Origin of the sequence: Brevibacterium iodinum ATCC 49514, assembly GCF_900169265.1 — a bacterium.
GTDB classification, from domain to species: domain Bacteria; phylum Actinomycetota; class Actinomycetes; order Actinomycetales; family Brevibacteriaceae; genus Brevibacterium; species Brevibacterium iodinum.
Genome location: NZ_FXYX01000001.1, coordinates 129,020 through 144,973 on the forward strand (window position 1 = coordinate 129,020; position 15,954 = coordinate 144,973).

17 protein-coding genes are annotated in these 15,954 nt (G+C 64.9%); 8 read left to right on the forward strand and 9 right to left on the reverse strand.

Features of this window, described 5'->3' with window-relative positions:
- The first annotated feature begins 79 nt into the window (after window positions 1-79).
- On the forward strand, window positions 80-1,012 hold the full coding sequence (gene bla / locus BI49514_RS00570) for a class A beta-lactamase (protein WP_101543413.1): 933 nt from the start codon (window positions 80-82) through the stop codon (window positions 1,010-1,012).
- 177 nt (window positions 1,013-1,189) lie between these two features.
- A complete protein-coding gene (locus tag BI49514_RS00575; protein WP_101543415.1) occupies window positions 1,190-1,966 on the forward strand; it encodes an NAD(P)-binding domain-containing protein in 777 nt (258 codons plus the stop codon).
- Between the two features lie 75 nt (window positions 1,967-2,041).
- Here the strand turns inward: BI49514_RS00575 and BI49514_RS00580 are convergent, their stop codons facing one another.
- Complete coding sequence (locus tag BI49514_RS00580) at window positions 2,042-3,748, reverse strand: formate--tetrahydrofolate ligase (protein ID WP_101543416.1); 1,707 nt, start codon at window positions 3,746-3,748, stop codon at window positions 2,042-2,044.
- A gap of 149 nt (window positions 3,749-3,897) precedes the next feature.
- The gene (locus BI49514_RS17230; protein ID WP_101543418.1) at window positions 3,898-4,260 is read right to left on the reverse strand and encodes a MerR family transcriptional regulator; all 363 of its coding nucleotides are present in this window, start codon (window positions 4,258-4,260) and stop codon (window positions 3,898-3,900) included.
- A gap of 54 nt (window positions 4,261-4,314) precedes the next feature.
- On the opposite strand from BI49514_RS17230, the gene BI49514_RS00590 reads away from it, so the two are divergent.
- On the forward strand, window positions 4,315-5,295 hold the full coding sequence (locus BI49514_RS00590; RefSeq protein WP_101543419.1) for an alpha/beta fold hydrolase: 981 nt from the start codon (window positions 4,315-4,317) through the stop codon (window positions 5,293-5,295).
- A gap of 25 nt (window positions 5,296-5,320) precedes the next feature.
- On the forward strand, window positions 5,321-6,070 hold the full coding sequence (locus BI49514_RS00595) for a class I SAM-dependent methyltransferase (RefSeq protein ID WP_101543421.1): 750 nt from the start codon (window positions 5,321-5,323) through the stop codon (window positions 6,068-6,070).
- Window positions 6,071-6,116: 46 nt separating this feature from the next.
- Here the strand turns inward: BI49514_RS00595 and BI49514_RS00600 are convergent, their stop codons facing one another.
- Complete coding sequence (locus BI49514_RS00600) at window positions 6,117-7,265, reverse strand: FAD-dependent oxidoreductase (RefSeq protein ID WP_101543422.1); 1,149 nt, start codon at window positions 7,263-7,265, stop codon at window positions 6,117-6,119.
- A 51-nt stretch (window positions 7,266-7,316) separates the two neighbouring features.
- On the reverse strand, window positions 7,317-7,787 hold the full coding sequence (locus BI49514_RS00605) for a CueP family metal-binding protein (RefSeq protein WP_244195186.1): 471 nt from the start codon (window positions 7,785-7,787) through the stop codon (window positions 7,317-7,319).
- A gap of 309 nt (window positions 7,788-8,096) precedes the next feature.
- Between BI49514_RS00605 and BI49514_RS00610 the strand changes: the two genes are divergently transcribed.
- Complete coding sequence (locus BI49514_RS00610; RefSeq protein ID WP_101543426.1) at window positions 8,097-8,741, forward strand: YdhK family protein; 645 nt, start codon at window positions 8,097-8,099, stop codon at window positions 8,739-8,741.
- Window positions 8,742-8,750: 9 nt separating this feature from the next.
- Here the strand turns inward: BI49514_RS00610 and BI49514_RS00615 are convergent, their stop codons facing one another.
- Together BI49514_RS00615 and galE are read right to left on the reverse strand one after the other, a co-directional pair.
- Entirely contained in the window at window positions 8,751-9,008 is a 258-nt protein-coding gene (locus BI49514_RS00615) for a hypothetical protein (RefSeq protein ID WP_101543427.1), read from the reverse strand.
- Between the two features lie 39 nt (window positions 9,009-9,047).
- Window positions 9,048-10,040, reverse strand: coding sequence for a UDP-glucose 4-epimerase GalE (gene galE, locus BI49514_RS00620; protein WP_101543429.1), 993 nt, complete (start codon window positions 10,038-10,040; stop codon window positions 9,048-9,050).
- Window positions 10,041-10,286: 246 nt separating this feature from the next.
- Here galE and BI49514_RS00625 point away from each other — a divergent pair, with 246 nt between their 5' ends.
- Window positions 10,287-10,811: a Dps family protein gene (locus BI49514_RS00625; protein ID WP_101543431.1), complete on the forward strand. Its 525-nt coding sequence runs from the start codon at window positions 10,287-10,289 to the stop codon at window positions 10,809-10,811.
- Window positions 10,812-11,017: 206 nt separating this feature from the next.
- Here BI49514_RS00625 and BI49514_RS00630 read toward each other — a convergent pair whose 3' ends face one another.
- Window positions 11,018-12,547 (reverse strand): deoxyguanosinetriphosphate triphosphohydrolase family protein, encoded by a 1,530-nt coding sequence (locus BI49514_RS00630; RefSeq protein WP_101543432.1) that lies wholly within the window; start codon window positions 12,545-12,547, stop codon window positions 11,018-11,020.
- Between the two features lie 162 nt (window positions 12,548-12,709).
- Between BI49514_RS00630 and BI49514_RS00635 the strand changes: the two genes are divergently transcribed.
- Window positions 12,710-12,889: a hypothetical protein gene (locus tag BI49514_RS00635; RefSeq protein ID WP_101543434.1), complete on the forward strand. Its 180-nt coding sequence runs from the start codon at window positions 12,710-12,712 to the stop codon at window positions 12,887-12,889.
- An 89-nt stretch (window positions 12,890-12,978) separates the two neighbouring features.
- Here the strand turns inward: BI49514_RS00635 and BI49514_RS00640 are convergent, their stop codons facing one another.
- On the reverse strand, window positions 12,979-13,668 hold the full coding sequence (locus BI49514_RS00640; RefSeq protein WP_101543435.1) for an aminoacyl-tRNA hydrolase: 690 nt from the start codon (window positions 13,666-13,668) through the stop codon (window positions 12,979-12,981).
- A gap of 364 nt (window positions 13,669-14,032) precedes the next feature.
- Here BI49514_RS00640 and BI49514_RS00645 point away from each other — a divergent pair, with 364 nt between their 5' ends.
- Complete coding sequence (locus tag BI49514_RS00645; protein ID WP_101543437.1) at window positions 14,033-14,911, forward strand: alpha/beta hydrolase fold domain-containing protein; 879 nt, start codon at window positions 14,033-14,035, stop codon at window positions 14,909-14,911.
- Between the two features lie 46 nt (window positions 14,912-14,957).
- On the opposite strand, the gene BI49514_RS00650 is transcribed toward BI49514_RS00645, so the two are convergent.
- The gene (locus BI49514_RS00650) at window positions 14,958-15,941 is read right to left on the reverse strand and encodes a YihY/virulence factor BrkB family protein (protein WP_167443967.1); all 984 of its coding nucleotides are present in this window, start codon (window positions 15,939-15,941) and stop codon (window positions 14,958-14,960) included.
- Window positions 15,942-15,954 lie beyond the last annotated feature (13 nt).

Consider the following 15,954-nt stretch of genomic DNA (forward strand, 5'->3'; position numbering starts at 1 on the left):
CGTACCGGGGGGGCCGTTCGAGCCTCGCCAGCGGAGACTGCCCACGTCGACTCCCGCAGGGAGAGAACGGAACGATTCGATGGCCGTACGAACTCTGCAGCTTCTCGCGTCGGCAACGTTGGTTGCCTTGGCAGTCAGCGGCTGTGCTGCCAATGAGGCACAGCCCTCGGCCAGCGCCGACTCCCACACCGAAACCACAACCAGCTCAAAGGACGCCTCCGCCCACCAAGAGGTCGAAGACCAACTCAAAGACCTTGAAGATCGCTACGACGCGAGAGTCGGCGTCAGCGCGGTCGATACCGGTTCCGACGAATCAGTTGATCATCGAGCAGACGAGCGCTTCGGTTTCGCCTCCTCTCTCAAGGTGTTCGCCGTCGCCGAACTCCTTGATCGCACGACGCCGAAAGAGCTTGAGAAGAACGTGACCTGGACACAGGCCGATGTCGACGAAGCCGGGTGGACACCGGTGACGGAGAAGCACGTCGCCGACGGACTGCCGCTGGAAGACGTTGCCGAGAGCGCACTGCGGGTCAGCGACAACCTGGCGATGAACATTGTGCTCGATGAGCTGGGCGGGTCCAAGGCCCTCGACGATGCCCTGGACAGGGCCGGTGACACGACGACCGAGGTGACTGACGAAGAGCCGGAGCTCAACGACGTCGAAGAGGGTGACACGGACAACACCACCACCCCGGCCGCTTTCACCACCGACCTGCTAGGCCTCCTCGACCCGCAGCGACTCTCGGACGATGATCGCAAAGTTCTCTTCGACTGGATGTCGGCGAACGAGACCGGCGACCCGCTCATTCGCGCTGGCGCGCCCGAAGGCTGGGTCGTCAGAGACAAATCGGGGCACTCAGGTGCGATTCAGAACGACATCGCTGTGGTCACGCCACACGATCGCGAGCCCACCGTCATCTCCGTGATGACAGAAACCGACGATCCCAAATCGGAGGACGGGCCGGCCCTGGTCGCCGCCGTCGCCGAGGTGGTGCTTAACGAATTCGAGTGAAGCCGACCCGCTCCATTTGCTACCCGACGGCGGCCCAGATCCCTTGCGCGAAGTATCTGGGCCGCCGTCGGGTTGTTTGGACACGCGTCAGCTCGCCTCCCCTTCGAGGTCCGCGCACCCGGACCATTGAGTCGATGACAGAATGCGAACAGGAACAAGCCACTCGAGGAGGAGCACATGACACGCATTGGTTTCATCGGAGTCGGAGAGATCGCCTCGGCGATAGTCGAAGGGCTTGCTGGCAGTGAGGCGAAAGCCGACCTCCAGATCTTCCTCTCCCCACGCAATGCCGACCGTGCAGCGAAACTCAGTGAGTCCATCGAGTCTGCCACGGCCTGCCAGAGCAATCAGGATGTCGTCGACCACAGCGACCTCATCGTCCTCGCAGTTCTGCCGCAGCAGACTGACGCAGTCCTGGACGAACTCGACATCCCTGCAGAGAAGACCTTGGTCAGCGCCGTCGCCGGCGTTTCAACGGACACGCTCGACACCCATCTTCCGCAATCCCCTACGATCGTGCGCGTCATCCCCCTGCCCGCCGTCCGCGAGCGCAAGGGAGTGACCGCCGTGTTCCCGGCCAACGACGCGGTCGAAAACATGCTGAGCCACCTCGGCGGATCGGTGACCGCGGCCGATGAGACGATGTTCTCCACGCTCTCGGCCGTGACAGCAACAATGTCGGCGCACTTCGCGTTCTTGCAGACGATCACTGCATGGCTCGTCAATCGCGGTTGGGACCAGGCGGATGCCGATCATTTCATCCGCGGCCAGTTCGTCGGTCTCGGCACCACCCTCGCCCAGACCACCGACCCCATCGACGACCTCGTCGCCGCACACGAGACGCCGGGCGGCCTCAACGAAATGCTCAATAACGCGTGGATGAACGAAGCCAACCGCGACTCTCTCGCAGCAGCTCTCGACGCCGTCTTCGATCGCGTCACGAAATCCGACTGACCCCTATTGCTACATGACGGCGGCTGAGCAACCTGGCGCCAGGTTGCTGAGCCGCCGTCGGGTAGTAATTAGCTCTTAGAAGAGGCCGGTGATGTTGCCGTCCTCAGTGACGTCGATCTTCAGCGCTGAGGGCTCGCGCGGCAGGCCGGGCATCGTCATGATGTCGCCGGCGATGACGACGATGAACCCGGCTCCGGCCGACAGCCGCACGTCCTTGACCTCGATGATGTGGTCGGTCGGCGCACCGCGCAGGCTCCCATCCGTCGACAGCGAGTACTGCGTCTTCGCGATGCACACGGGCGCATCACCGTAGCCCTCCTCGGTGAATTGCTTGAGCTTCCGCTTGACCTTGGTCGGCAGATCGACGTCCTTGGCCTGGTAGATCCGCTGCGCGATGGTCCGGATCTTCTCCTCCAACGGCAGGTCCAACTCGTACGAATACTTCGCCGAGGCAGCCGGATCCTCCGGTGCCCCGCCCGCAGCTTCGACGACTGCCTCGGCCAGGGCGATCGCGCCCTTGCCGCCATCGGCCCAGTGCGTCGACTCGACAGCGGCAACGCCCAGCCCGTCGAGGTGCGAGATCGCCGCGGCCATCTCCTCGTCGGTGTCGGTGGGGAACCGGTTGAAGCACACGACCGGCGTCAGTCCGTAGATCTCGCGCAGGTTCCGGCAGTGCAGTTCGAGGTTGCTCATCCCCTCCAGCACCGCTGACACATCGGGAGAGTTCACGTCCTTCACGTCGACTCCCCCGTGGTATTTCAGGGCTCGCAGCGTCGCGACGACAACCGCTGCAGAGGGCCAGATGCCGGCGGTGCGGCATTTGATGTCGAGGAACTTCTCGGCGCCGAGATCGGCACCGAATCCGGCTTCGGTCACCACCCAATCCCCCAACGCCAGGCCGGCTTTGGTAGCCAGCAGGCTGTTGCAGCCGTGGGCGATATTGGCGAACGGTCCACCGTGGATGAATGCCGGCGAATATTCCAAGGACTGCACGAGGTTCGGCGCCAGAGCGTTGCGCAGCAGCGCGGTCATCGCGCCTGCGGCCCCGATGTCCGCGACGGTGATGGGTTCGCGGGATCGGCTGTGGGCGAGCACGATCCGTCCCAGCCGGTCCTTGAGGTCGGCCAACGAGGTGGCCAGGCAGAACACAGCCATGACCTCGCTGGCGACGACGATGTCGAAGGCATCCTCGCGGGGCACTCCCCCGTTGAGTCCGCCGAGCCCGACGACGACTCCCCGCAGCGCCCGATCATTGAGGTCGACGACGCGGCGGAGGTGGATGCGCCGCGGGTCGACGTCGAGGTCATTGCCGAAGTGGATGTGGTTATCGAGCATGGTCGCGGCGAGGTTGTTCGCCGCCGCGATGGCCGCGAAGTCGCCGGTGAAGTGGAGGTTGATGTCCTCCATCGGCACGACCTGCGCGTATCCGCCGCCGGCCGCCCCGCCCTTCATTCCGAAGACCGGACCCATGCTCGGCTCCCGCAGCGCGAGCACGGCCTTGCCGACCTCGGGCTTCGACCGCGCGAGTTCGTTGAGTCCGTCGGCCAGGCCGATGCTCGTCGTGGTCTTTCCCTCGCCGGCAGGGGTCGGGCTCATGGCCGTAACGAGGATGAGTTTGCCATCCGTAGCGGTCTCGGACGCCTGGTCGAGGACGTCGATCGGCACCTTCGCCTTCGTCCATCCGTGGGGAATGATGTCCTTCGCGTCGAGACCCAGCCCAGCGGCGATGTCGACGATGGGATCGAGCTCGGCGCTGAGCGCAATATCCATATCTGTGGTCATAAGGCCATCATGCCCGTTCCGCGAGATTTTGTGACCATCACCGACCCGAGAATTCGCGCAATGTGCACCGAGTTCCGCCCACCGCAACATCAACCTCGCCGAGGCGGCCCCGCACCATCGCCTCACGTGCAATCCCAGCGCGGCCCACCTCACCCTGCGTACTCCGAGCAGTCCGGACACCGTGTCATGAGATCGTGCCGACAACTGCGGACGTGGAGGAGGAACTTCTCCGCTGAGTCGAGTGAGGTCCGCTGTGCACGGATCACCGACAGCCGATCAGCGATCACCTCCGCACGCCCTGCCTCACCGCGATGCAGAACCGCCCGGATCTCGGCGAGGCTCATGCCCACGCTCTGGCATGACAGCACGATCCGGCACCTGCTCAGGTGCTCTGACGAATAGTCACGGTGCCCGCTCGCAGTCCGGTCAGGCACGACGACGCCTTCATCTTCCCAGTGCCTGAGCACATGCGTAGCCGTTCCCAATTGCGCGGCCGCATCCCCGATCTTCATGACTCCATGATGACACCTTGACTTCAGGTCGACCTGAAGTTCTACCGTCGCTTCATGAACAACCCGGAAATCTGCATCAGCACCGACCGCATCACCTTGAGTGACGGCACCGAGGTCGCCACCACGACCGTCGAACCAGCGTATGACGGAGGCTCGGATCCCCAAGGCAGGGACCGCCTCGGCGAGGTGATCATCTGCCACGGGACCCCGTGGTCAGCGCGGATGTGGCTGCCGCTTGCCCGCGAGCTCGCGCAGACGAACCGCGTCCGCCTCTGGGACATGCCCGGCTACGGCGACTCGACTCCCGCCACATCCGGCGATTCCGTCCCCGGCCCCTCCGAAACGTCGGCACAGTCGACGGACAATCCCCTCGCCGAGGCCGCCCCCGCCGTCGATCTCGTCACCCAACGTCATCGACTGGCCGAGCTCATCGACTGCTGGGACGTCTCGAATCCCCACGTCATCGCCCATGACATCGGCGGCGCTGTCGCTCTCGGCGCACACCTGCTCGAAGGCTGCGATTTCGCGTCGTTGTATCTGCTCGACATCGTCACTCTCGATCCGTGGGGTTCGCCGTTCTTCCGCCTCGTCGCCGAGAACGAAAAGGTCTTCGCCGCCCTCGCACCTCGACTCCATCGCGCCTTGGTCCGCGAATACATTTCCGGGGCGGCGGCCATGCCAGCCGACGAATCGCCATCGGTCGAAGACCGTTCGAGTCTCAGCGAGGAATGGATCGCCGCACTCAGCGCACCCTGGCGCACCGACGCCGGTCAAGCTGCGTTCTACCGGCAGATCGCCGCGCTGCGCCCCGAGCACACGGCGCCCGTCGTCGACCGCCTCGGCGAGGTGCGCTGCCCGGTCCGTATCGGGTGGGGTGAGGACGATCCGTGGATTCCGGTCGACCAGGCCGATCGCCTCGCCGAGGCGCTTCCCGGAAACCCGCACGTGGCCCGGTTCCCGCACTCAGGCCACCTCGTGCCGCTCGAGGCACCGCACGATCTGTTCGTCGATGTGACCGCTTGGCTCGACGGGTGAGAGTCGTGTGCGCGAGGATGGACACATGCGCGCATTCGACGAGCTCGTCACCGAAGCACAGTCCGCCGATGTCACTGGCTGGGGATTCGACTGGCTCGATGGACGTGCCACCGAGGAGCGGCCTCCGTGGAGGTACTCGTCTCTGCTGGCCAGGCGGCTGTCGACGGCGACCGCGGCCCTCGACATCGACACCGGCGGCGGTGAGGTCGTCGATGAGGCACCGGTGCTTCCGCCGCGCATGGCGGTGACCGAGTCGCACCGCCCCAATATCGCTGTGGCCCGTCACCGGCTCGGTCCGCGAGGAGTCGATGTCGTCGAAGCCGACCCGCGCCGATTGCCGTTTGCCAATGGCAGCTTCGACCTCGTCACTTCGCGGCATCCCGTGAGTCCTGCGTGGTCAGAGATCAGCCGTGTGCTCGTCCCCGGCGGCACTTACCTCGCACAGCACGTCGGTCCGGCCTCGGCGTTCGAACTCATCGAGTTCTTCCTCGGACCGCTTCCCGAGAACCGCCGGGCACGGCATCCGCAGACAGAATCAGAAGCCGCCGAGGCGGCCGGACTCACCGTCGAAACGCTGCGCACCGCGCGCTGCCGCATGGAGTTCTACGACGTCGGCGCGATCGTGTGGATCCTGCGCAAGTGCCCGTGGTGGGTGCCCGACTTCGCGGTCGCCGACTACCTTCCGCAGCTGCGCGAGCTCGACACCCGGATGCGCCAGGGTCAGCCCTTCGTCGCCCATTCGACGAGGCATCTCGTCATCGCGTCAAAGCGCTGAGGCAGCCCCGCGCTAAGACACCGAGTCCCCGAGGCACCCCACCCGATCACATCGTCGAAGCGCCACCCACCCGGAACCGATCCGGAACATCGCCGGCACCCGTAGCGAGGTCGGCGGCAAATTCGCCGAGCAGCGGCGCGAATTTCGCCCCGTGCCCCGAACAGGCCGAGACGATGACGAGACCGTCAACCTCGTCGATGACGAAATCCTCGTTCGGGGTGTTCGTGAACAGGCACGTCGTCTCCGCATACGGTTCCGGAATGAGTCCCGGCAGGTTCCGCTTCGCATAGTCGATCATCCGAGTCCGCATCTCCTCGGTGATCTGTCCGTCCTGGTCAAGGGCCGAACCGATCACCTTCCCGCCGTTGAACTGCGCGAACTTCTGTCCCGCGAAACCGGCGTCCCGCCCGCCGGGCAGTCCGTAGGTGAACATCTCCCCGGATTTGTGGATGAACGTCGGCCAGTCGGTGCTCGGCCGACCGTCCGCACCGACATCGCGGTAGGGCATGTGGAACGCCTGTTCCTGCCGCACTTCGAATGTGGGCAGCGCCTCGTGGAACGCTTGCGGAAGACCAAGATCGCCGAGGAGGTCAGGCAGCCACCCGCCCGCCGCGACGATGACGCGGTCACCTTCGACAATGTCCCCCTTCGCCGAGGTGACACGGAAGCCGTCCGCGGATCGTCGGGCCACCTCGGTGACCGTCCAATCTGTGAGGATCCGGGCACGCCCGGTGTCCACCGCACGGTCGAGCATGGTGGTCACCGTGGTCTCGGCGTCGATGACGCCGGCGTCGGGGTGCCATAGCACGTCGGTGTCGAAGGCGAACTGCGGCCACCGTTCTGCGGCACTCTCAGGGTCGAGGACCTCGTACTCGACGCCAACCTCGTCGAAGATCTCGGCGAGCAGATCCGTGTGCTGGGCGTCGCCGAAGTCGAGAGCTCCGGTGCGAGTGATCAGCTCGATCCCCGATTTCGCCTCGAGGTCGTCCCACAGCTCACGGGCACGCACGACGAGGTCGGTGTAGAGACGATCCGGGTAGGCGTAACGGAAGATGCGGGCCGAACCGTGGGAGCTGCCGCGGTCGTTGGCCGGGGTATGCCGCTCGAGCACGGTGACGTCCTCGCCGCGCGCAGTCAGGGAATACGCGGCCGCGGCACCGGCCAAGCCCGCTCCGATGACGATGTGGTGGGTCACAGCAGTACTCCTATTGAGTGGGTGAAGATCGTCGGCCCGGCTGCCTCGTGACTACTTCAGCTTGAGGTCGGTCACGCAGGTGGGCCCATCGCTTCTCGTCGAAAACTCGGTCGCACCGGTCTTGCCCTCGGCGGTGACCTCGATGGTACCGGTGATGTCGGACGGCACCCAGAAGCCGACGAAACCGTTGTCGAAGGTCGTCGTCGACTGACCGACCACTGCTTCGCCTGAAGCCGAATCGGTGATCACCACATCGACGTCCTTCCCGCTCATCTCGCCGAGGCAGGTCGTGAGGCTGTGATAGAAGCAGTCGTGTGTCTCATCGACGAAGGGAGCGATGGACACGTAGCTCTTCCCCTTTGGCAGTGCCATCGTCGCCTCTTGCTGCCCGTCGGTGAGGACGAGTTCGTCCGGCTGCACCGAGGCCATGAGGTCGGCGGGCCTCTCGTCGACAGGCAGGCGATCGAGGTGATCGATGACTCCTGTGACATCTTCGTCGGCCAGATCGAGATCCGCCAGCATTTTTTCGGCCGAACCCGGCTGCACTGCCGCAGACTCTTCTGAGTCTGCCGATGGTTCGCTTCCAGCCCCGGGAGCAGAACACCCAGCCAGTGCAAGAGCGAGGGCCGCGGGCCCCAGCACGAATCGCGTCGTTCTCATATATTTCCCCATGTCACTACGGGTGCAGAGCACCTGATCCGTTTTGTCAATCATACCCATAAGGGGTATAGAGTGGCCCTGGCGGGTCCACGAGATGGGATGCCCTGAAAGGTTCCCATCTGCCGCCGAGCGAATCCGACGCGACCGTCTCACCGAACCAGGAGACCACTCATGAAGAAGCTCAATCCGACCGCCCGCCTCGCTGCGGTCACAGCAGCACTCGGACTGGCACTGGCGGGCTGCTCGACCGGCAGTGACGACGCCCAGGGGTCCGGTGGCGAAGAGTCCCACGGCAGCCACGAGTCCTCCTCGAGCGAAACCAGCAGCTCCGAACACGAAGATATGGCCAGCACCGAATCCGGACACGGATCAGGTGGGCACGAAGGGCACGCCGCCGATGGCGGCGACCCGCCGAAGGGAATCACGAAGGCCGCCGACCCGAAGTTCGACGTCGGCGACACAGTCGTCCTCTCCGCCGACCACATGCCGGGAATGAAGGGTGCCGAGGCAACCGTCTCCGGCGCTTTCGACACCACGACCTACTCGATCAGTTACACCCCGACCGACGGCGGCGACCCGGTCAAGGATCACAAGTGGGTCGTCCACGAAGAGCTCAAGGACCCGGGCAAGGCACCGCTGAAGAAGGGCGACAAGGCCACCGTCAACGCCGATCATATGCCCGGAATGAAGGGCGCCGAGGCGACGATCGACTCAGCGACGGACGAGACCGTCTACATGGTCGACATCAAGACCGATGAGATGGAGATGACGAACCACAAATGGGTCGTCGAAAGCGAGATGAAACCCGCGAAGTAACGGAGTGGTTCACCAGGTCCGACCAAATCGTGCGAGGCAGTGCCAGACCTTCTTGCTCTGCTGCCCGTCGAGGTCCCATACACGCCTGGCCCGTGCGACATGAATGGGGAGCAACTGGGTTGAGTTCGCCAGCCTCTCGATGATCCGCTGCGCGAGCTCGACCACATCCTGGCCCCGATATTCCGGGTGCGCGGCAATTTCGGCAACCTCGGCGACATAGCCGGGGTGAGTCTCGACGACGAGGCCGCAGCGGCCGGCTCTCTCCACGACCGCATGATCCTGTCGCGGATGGGTCCGGCTGGTTCATCAGTCCTGCTCGGGCAGCATCCCGGCGGCCTCGACGGCGCTGCGGACGATCTCCTCGAGACCGAACTCGGCCTTCCAGCTGAGCAGGGCGGAGATCCGGGTGACGTCGGCGACCAGTGCCGGCGGGTCACCAGCACGACGCTCGCCCATGTCGGGGACGATCTCACGGCCGGTCACCTCGGCGATGGTGTCGATGACTTCCTTCACCGAGGCGCCGGTTCCGGTCCCGACATTGAACACGGTCTCCGTGGTGTCGCCGGCCTTCATGTAGTCGAGGGCGGCGATATGCGCCTCGGCGAGGTCCTTGACGTGGACGTAATCGCGGATGCACGTGCCGTCGGGGGTGTCGTAGTCGTCGCCGAAGATGACGGGCGCCTTGCCGTCTTTCAACCGTCCGAGCACGATCGGGATGAGGTTCATGACGGCCGTGTCGGCGAGTTCGTTCCAGCCGGCGCCGGCGACATTGAAGTAGCGCAGCTTGACGGCATTGAAGGACGTTCCGCGCATCTGCGAGGCGGTGATCTGGTTGTCGATCATCCATTCGCCGATGAGCTTGGTCTGGCCGTAGGGGTTGATCGGGCGGCAGTCGAGGTCTTCGCCGACCATGTCGACGTCGGGCATTCCGTAGGTGGCGGCCGAGGAGGAGAAGACGAGCGAGGTGATCCCGGTGCGTTCCACGGCGGCAAGGATGTTCGTCAGGCCGCCGATGTTCTGCCGGTAGTACATGACCGGTTCCGCGACGGATTCGCCGACCTGCTTCTTTGCGGCGAAGTGGATGATCGAGTCGACGCCGTGTTCCCTGATCGCCTCGACGAGTCGGTCGGCAGCATCCGCTGCGGCCAGGTCGAGATGGACCACGGGCAGCCCCTCGACGCGAGCGCCGATCCCGGTGGAGAAATCGTCGACGACGAGGACGTCGTCACCGCGTTGGGTGAGCAGCCGCACCACGTGTGAACCGATGTAGCCTGCTCCGCCTGTGACCAGTACCGCCATGGCCGGCCTCTCCTTCATCTCGACGACTCTTCACTGTCAGAATGCTCGGTATCAGAATACGCGCTGAGACGCTGAAGCTCTGATTCGGGCTGAATGCGCGGTGGGAAAGCATCGTGCACGAAGACGTTGCATGTCCAGGCCGACCACCAGCCGGAGCTGACGGGGGTTACGCGTCATCTGCGGCAGCGTTATGGTGGTAATAGACTCCGGGTCAACGCGAAACCGGAGAGAACAGGAGCAAAAATCATGACACAGTCAGTGACAGTTCCCGACCCCCATGGCTCAGAGAAGACCACTCGCGAGAACGCCGAACGCGGCTTCATCGCCTCCGACGCCCTGACCAAGAACCTCCAAACGGTTCTGGTCGACTTCATCGCTCTGAGCCTGACTGCCAAGCAGGCGCATTGGAATATCGTGGGCACGAACTTCCGCGACCTCCACCTCAACCTCGACGAAGTCACGGACATCGCCCGTGCAGGCAGCGATGAGATCGCTGAACGCATGCGTGCCCTCCACGCCTCTCCGGACGGTCGCCCCGCGGTGATCGCCGAACAGACAGGGCTGCCTGAGTTCCCGAACGGAGAGATCAGCACCCACGACGCCATCGACCACATGGTCGCATCGATCGAGGCAACCGTGGCGTCGATGCGTGACTGCCATGACGAGGTCGACTCGGCGGATCCGACCACCGCCGACATCTTCCACAGCTACATCGCTCAGCTCGAGCAGCAGGCCTGGTTCATCAGCGCAGAGACCCGCACTCCCAAGTGAGTCGGTGCGACTGAGCAGCCACTCTGGTCTTCGGGCCGCCTCCCCGTCCTCACGGTCGGGCAGGCGGCCCTTCGTCGTCGAGGCCCGGCACCGGCATCATCGCCCGTCGATGATGCCGACGAGGTGTTCGGCAATGATCAGCACCGATGTGGGCCACGACCCCGGACAAGAGATCGCAGCAAGCCCCAACCCGGGCGGGCCAAAGACTACAACCCGCGCCCGGCCTCCCACGGCTCTTCCGAGGCACCGGTGATCAGGGCGTTGACCGACATCGCCTGCGCATCGGTGAACGAGGCGATATAGTCCACCACCGCCCGTGCCCGACCACGCCTTACGATCCCGGCCGCGCCTTCCTCCCCCAGCGCTTGAGGGTTGCGCGCGTACAGATCCGAATACTCCTGCGTGGCCGCCTCGACGGAATCGACCAGACGCCGGGGAATCCGCGTGGCTTCATCCGGGTCGAGCAGCCACTCGTGGAATCCCTCGACCAGGGACGCGATGATCCGCGTCTGCCCACGCTGATACACGGCCAGGTCAGACCGTTCGAGCACGAACCGCGAATGCACGAATTTCAGCACCACGACATCGTGCCAAGCCTCCTGGCTCAGCCGCACGTGACCGCTGCGGATATGCGGGTCCGGATCGACGACGATCGAGGCCTGCAACCGGTCGATCCACCGCCGGGTGAACCCGGTGACCGCCCGGTCCGCTTCCAATCCCCCGTCGTAGGGGACGCCGAGGAGTCCCTCGACGAGATCCCGGTTGACCCGCTCCACCGACTCCCGAAACGCCTCCTCCGAGGCAATCCACGGATCCTTCTCCCCGATGTGTCGCCGGATTGCTTCGAGGGCATGGCCGGGACGGCGCCGATCCAACTCCGCAGAGTCCAGGGCCGCCAACTCGCGATGATCGCGCAGCCACCGCCCGAGCTCAGCGGACACAGCCGTGTACTGCAGCACGTTCGACCGGTAGAAGTCGTCCAGGTCGTGCACCGCGTAGGCAATGTCGTCAGCGACGTCCATGACCGCGCACTCGAGCGTCTGCTGATACTTCCCGATCGCCGGGAACGCCGAGAGCACGTCCGCCATCTCTTCGACCTCAGTGTCGTAGGCGGAGAATTTCATGGCGCCCTCACTGACATCGTCGCCGACTCCGCGTGGCATCCGAGCCGCCGACGACGCCCGGTCGCCGGTCCATTCCCCGCGCTCCCACGGATATTTGAGCACCGCGGCCCGAATCGCGCGTGTGAGGTTGAGACCGCGCGCCGTGGCCTCGCAGCTGTCGAGGGCGGTGAGGATCCGAAACGTCTGCGCATTCCCCTCGAACCCGTCCTCGAGGCGCAGCACCTGCCGCGACACCCGGTCGAGTTCCTTCTCGCCGAGGTGGCCGAACGGAGGGTGCCCCAGATCGTGGGCGGCCGCGGCCGCCTGGACGACAACCGGATCACACCCGCCAAGGCGGTTGACCGTTTCCCGAGTCCCTTCGTCAGCGTTGTTCAACGTGATCGCGATCGACCGGGCCACCGCGGAGACCTTGAGCGAATGCGTCAGCCGGTTGTGGATGACGGTGCCGGAACCGGCCTGCGGAATGACCTGGGTGACCGAAGCCAGGCGGGAGAAGAACGGGGAGAACCGGATCCGTTCGATATCGACGCGGAACTCGTCCTCTCCGGGACGGGCCTCCTCGGCGACATTGCGATCGCGACCTCCGGACAAGTGAAATCTCTGTCGTTCCATGAACTCAGACTACCGATTCGCACCCTGAAGACCCTCTATTGCTACCTGACGGGGGCCCAGCAACCTGGCGCCAGGTTGCTGGGCCCCGTCAGGTAGCAAGGGGGTTATTGAGTCTCTTGTCACACTCGCGTATGGTCAGAAGACCTGTAGGAGGTAGTCACGATGACCGGAGTCAATGAGAATTTCTACCAGCCAGCGACCCAACCTGGTGACATCATCGAAGTCGAGGACGAAGAGACCGGTGAGATGGTCAAACACGTCATCTACCTGGACGAATTCGGCAACGGCACGAAGACGCGGCCGCTGACCGAAGACGAGGTCGAAGATCTCAACGAAGCCTGAACTTTCCCGAAACTGATCCCGGCCACCCCTCACCGAGGCGGCTTCCCGACTTCCCGTTTCACCGCGGACCCTGAGGGTGGGTCACGAACTCACCAACTGGCGCGGACGGTTTCCGTGGGGCCGTCGACTTCGGTGAAACCCGCGTCGACGACGCTGACCTGCTGTTCGTTCGCCGCCCACGCGTCCTTCGTCGCAGTCTGCACGCGCAGACTGAAGCCCGACTCACGCCAGCGGTCCCGCACATCGTCGGGCATCTGCTCGAACGCCAGCTGCGCGGCGTGTCCGCATTGCGCGGCGGCCTTCCCGGTCGTCAGCGTCAGCTCGGGAGAGAGCTCGATCGTCACGACCGCCTCAGCGGCGGGGATCGAGGATTCGCCCTCATCCGGGAACTCGGTGCCGCCGACCTGCAGCTTCTTCAGCTCCGGTGGCAGGGGTTCGACGGGGCCGGGTGCGAAGACGAACGCCTCGGCGGGAGCGAAATCGTCGGTGCCGCCGAAGGTCACGCTCACGCACCCGAGTGCCCGTGCGTCCTCGAGCTTCTTCCCGTCACCGCGACGCACGACCTTGCGGATCGCTCCGTCACGCCAGTATTCGACGGCCTCGTTCCAGTCCCCGCCCGGCTGTGAGCGCGGATCGTCGAGGAAGGTCACGACAGCACGAGAGGTGGCCTCGAGGACGTCGATGTGGCGAGCGATGGCGGTCTTGGACCGGCGCACGACGATCGGCAGTGACCAAGGGATTTCGTGGTCGGTCTCGTGCCTGCGTATGTGTTCGGTCAAGGGTTGGCTCCTGCAGTGTCTTCGGCGGTGAAGGACTGGTGTCACAGTCCCCTCGTCATAACAGCGACGATCGGCGGATATTCCGGATCTTCGCAGGTGAGTCCTACCGCGGCGGCCGACGCTGGCCTCGCTAAGCTGGGAATCATTGCCGCCGACCAAGAATGAGGCTGATGATTCCCGGCGTGACAGTCGACCCCGCGCTCACCGAAGCGCTGCTGGCCACTATTCCTGCTGACATCGTGGCGTCGATGTCGCCACAGATGCGCGAGGTCATGGCCGTCCAGGCCACTCGGCCGACGAGTGCCGCCGAGCCGGTGAGGATTTCGCCGCTGCCACCGGTGACCTCTCCTCTGCCGCTCGATCCTTGGCCGCCAAACGCGCCGAATACCGGACCGAACGCACGCTGTGGAACGAAGGCGGCCCGACCATGGCCCGCACCGATGATCACCACATCCGCACCGCCGGGATCGACGTTCCGATCCGCATCCATCGCCCCACCACCGAGGCGGCCCTGCCCGGTCTCCTGTTCCTCCACGGCGGTGGGTTCAGCCTCGGCGACCTCGATACACATGACCGGATCATGCGCGTGGTCGCCGCTGCCGGCGGCTTCGCCGTGATCGGAGTCGACTATTCGCTGTCGCCGGAGGTGAAGTTCCCACAGGCGCTGCACGAGTGTGCCGGGGTCGTCGACCACCTCGCCGGCCACGGTGAGGATTTGGGCATCGACGGCACACGTCTGGCCATCTCCGGAGATTCTGCCGGGGCGGTTCTCACCCTCGGCGCAGGTCTGCTTCTGCGCGATGAACCGGAGACCATCGGGGCGAATCCCGCGAGCTTCTCGGCTCTGCGCGCCCTCCTGCCCATCTACGGCAGCCACGGTCTCATCGACTCGGCCAGTCGCAGGCTCTACGGCGGCGACTGGGACGGCATGGGCATCCACGACCTCAGCAACCTCCTCGACGACTACCTGCCGACCCCGGAGGACGAACACTCACCGCTCGTCGCGCATCTGACCGCCGACCTCTCCGGTCTGCCGCCGGTATTCGTCGCGGCCGCCGGGCTCGATCCGCTGCGCGATGACTGCCGGGCATTGGCCAGGACCCTGCAGCGGGCAGGCAACGACGTCCGCTTCGAGGAGTATCCGCATGTGCTCCATTCGTTCCTCCACTTCGGTCGGATCCTCGACGACACAACCACGGTGCTCCACAACGCTGCGGCTTTCGCTGCACACCATCTGAACTGATTCGTGCGGTCGGCGCCCAGCGGACGCGGACGAGACGGGTTTCCGGTCAGCGGCCCGTGGCCTGGTTCCTCGGCCCCGAGTTGCTGTGACTGCGGTCAGCAGGACGCCCAGGGCTGCTGTGAGTGCCGTCACCAGGACGCTCCTGGCTGCCGCGATCCGAACGACCGCCTCCCCTCGGCCGTCGGAACAGCACGTCTGCGTCACCGTCGGACTGCCGTTGCCGCTCGCGTTCGATCTCGGCGTCGAACTCGGCGCCGAGGAGCAGCGAGAGGTTGACCATCCACACCCAGGCGAGCCCGACGATCACTCCCCCGATCGACCCATAGGTGACGTTGTAGCTGCTGAAATTGTTGATGTAGAGCACGAAGCAGGCCGACACGGCAAGCAGCACGAACATGGCGACGAACGCACCGAGGCTAACCCACCGGAACTTCGGCTGCCTGACGTTCGGGGTCACGTAGTAGAGCAGGGCGATGAGCAGCATGACGAAGAAGACGAAGACCGGCCATCTGACCACGTTCCAGATCAGCAGGGCAACCGCGCCCATTCCGATGAGCTCGCCGAGCGTTTCGGCGATAGGCCCGGACAGCACGAGCAGCAGCCCCAGAGCGGCCAGGACGATGAGCGTGACCACGGTCATCAGGAGCATGAGCGGCTTGAACTTCCAATACGGCCTGGTCTCCTCGACCCGGTAGACAGCGTTCAGGGCACGACCGAGCGCGCCGATGTATTTCGACGACGACCAGATCGCCAGCAGCAGGCTGCCGATGAGGGTGACTCCGGCCGAGGACGACTCGGTGAGTTCGACGATGAGCGGGCGGATCGCCTTGGCCGCCTCGGCCGAGACTCCGTGGACCACGGAGAGCACCGCCTTCGTGGTCGACTCGGCTTCCCCGACCACGCCGAGCAGCGACACCATGGCGAGGATCGCCGGGGCAGCAGAGAGCAGAGCGTAGAAGCTCAGCCCGGCTGCTCTGTCGAGGCACTCGTCGTCGAGCAGACGCCGAAGAGCGCCCTTGACGATTCGCACTCGATTCAACCGT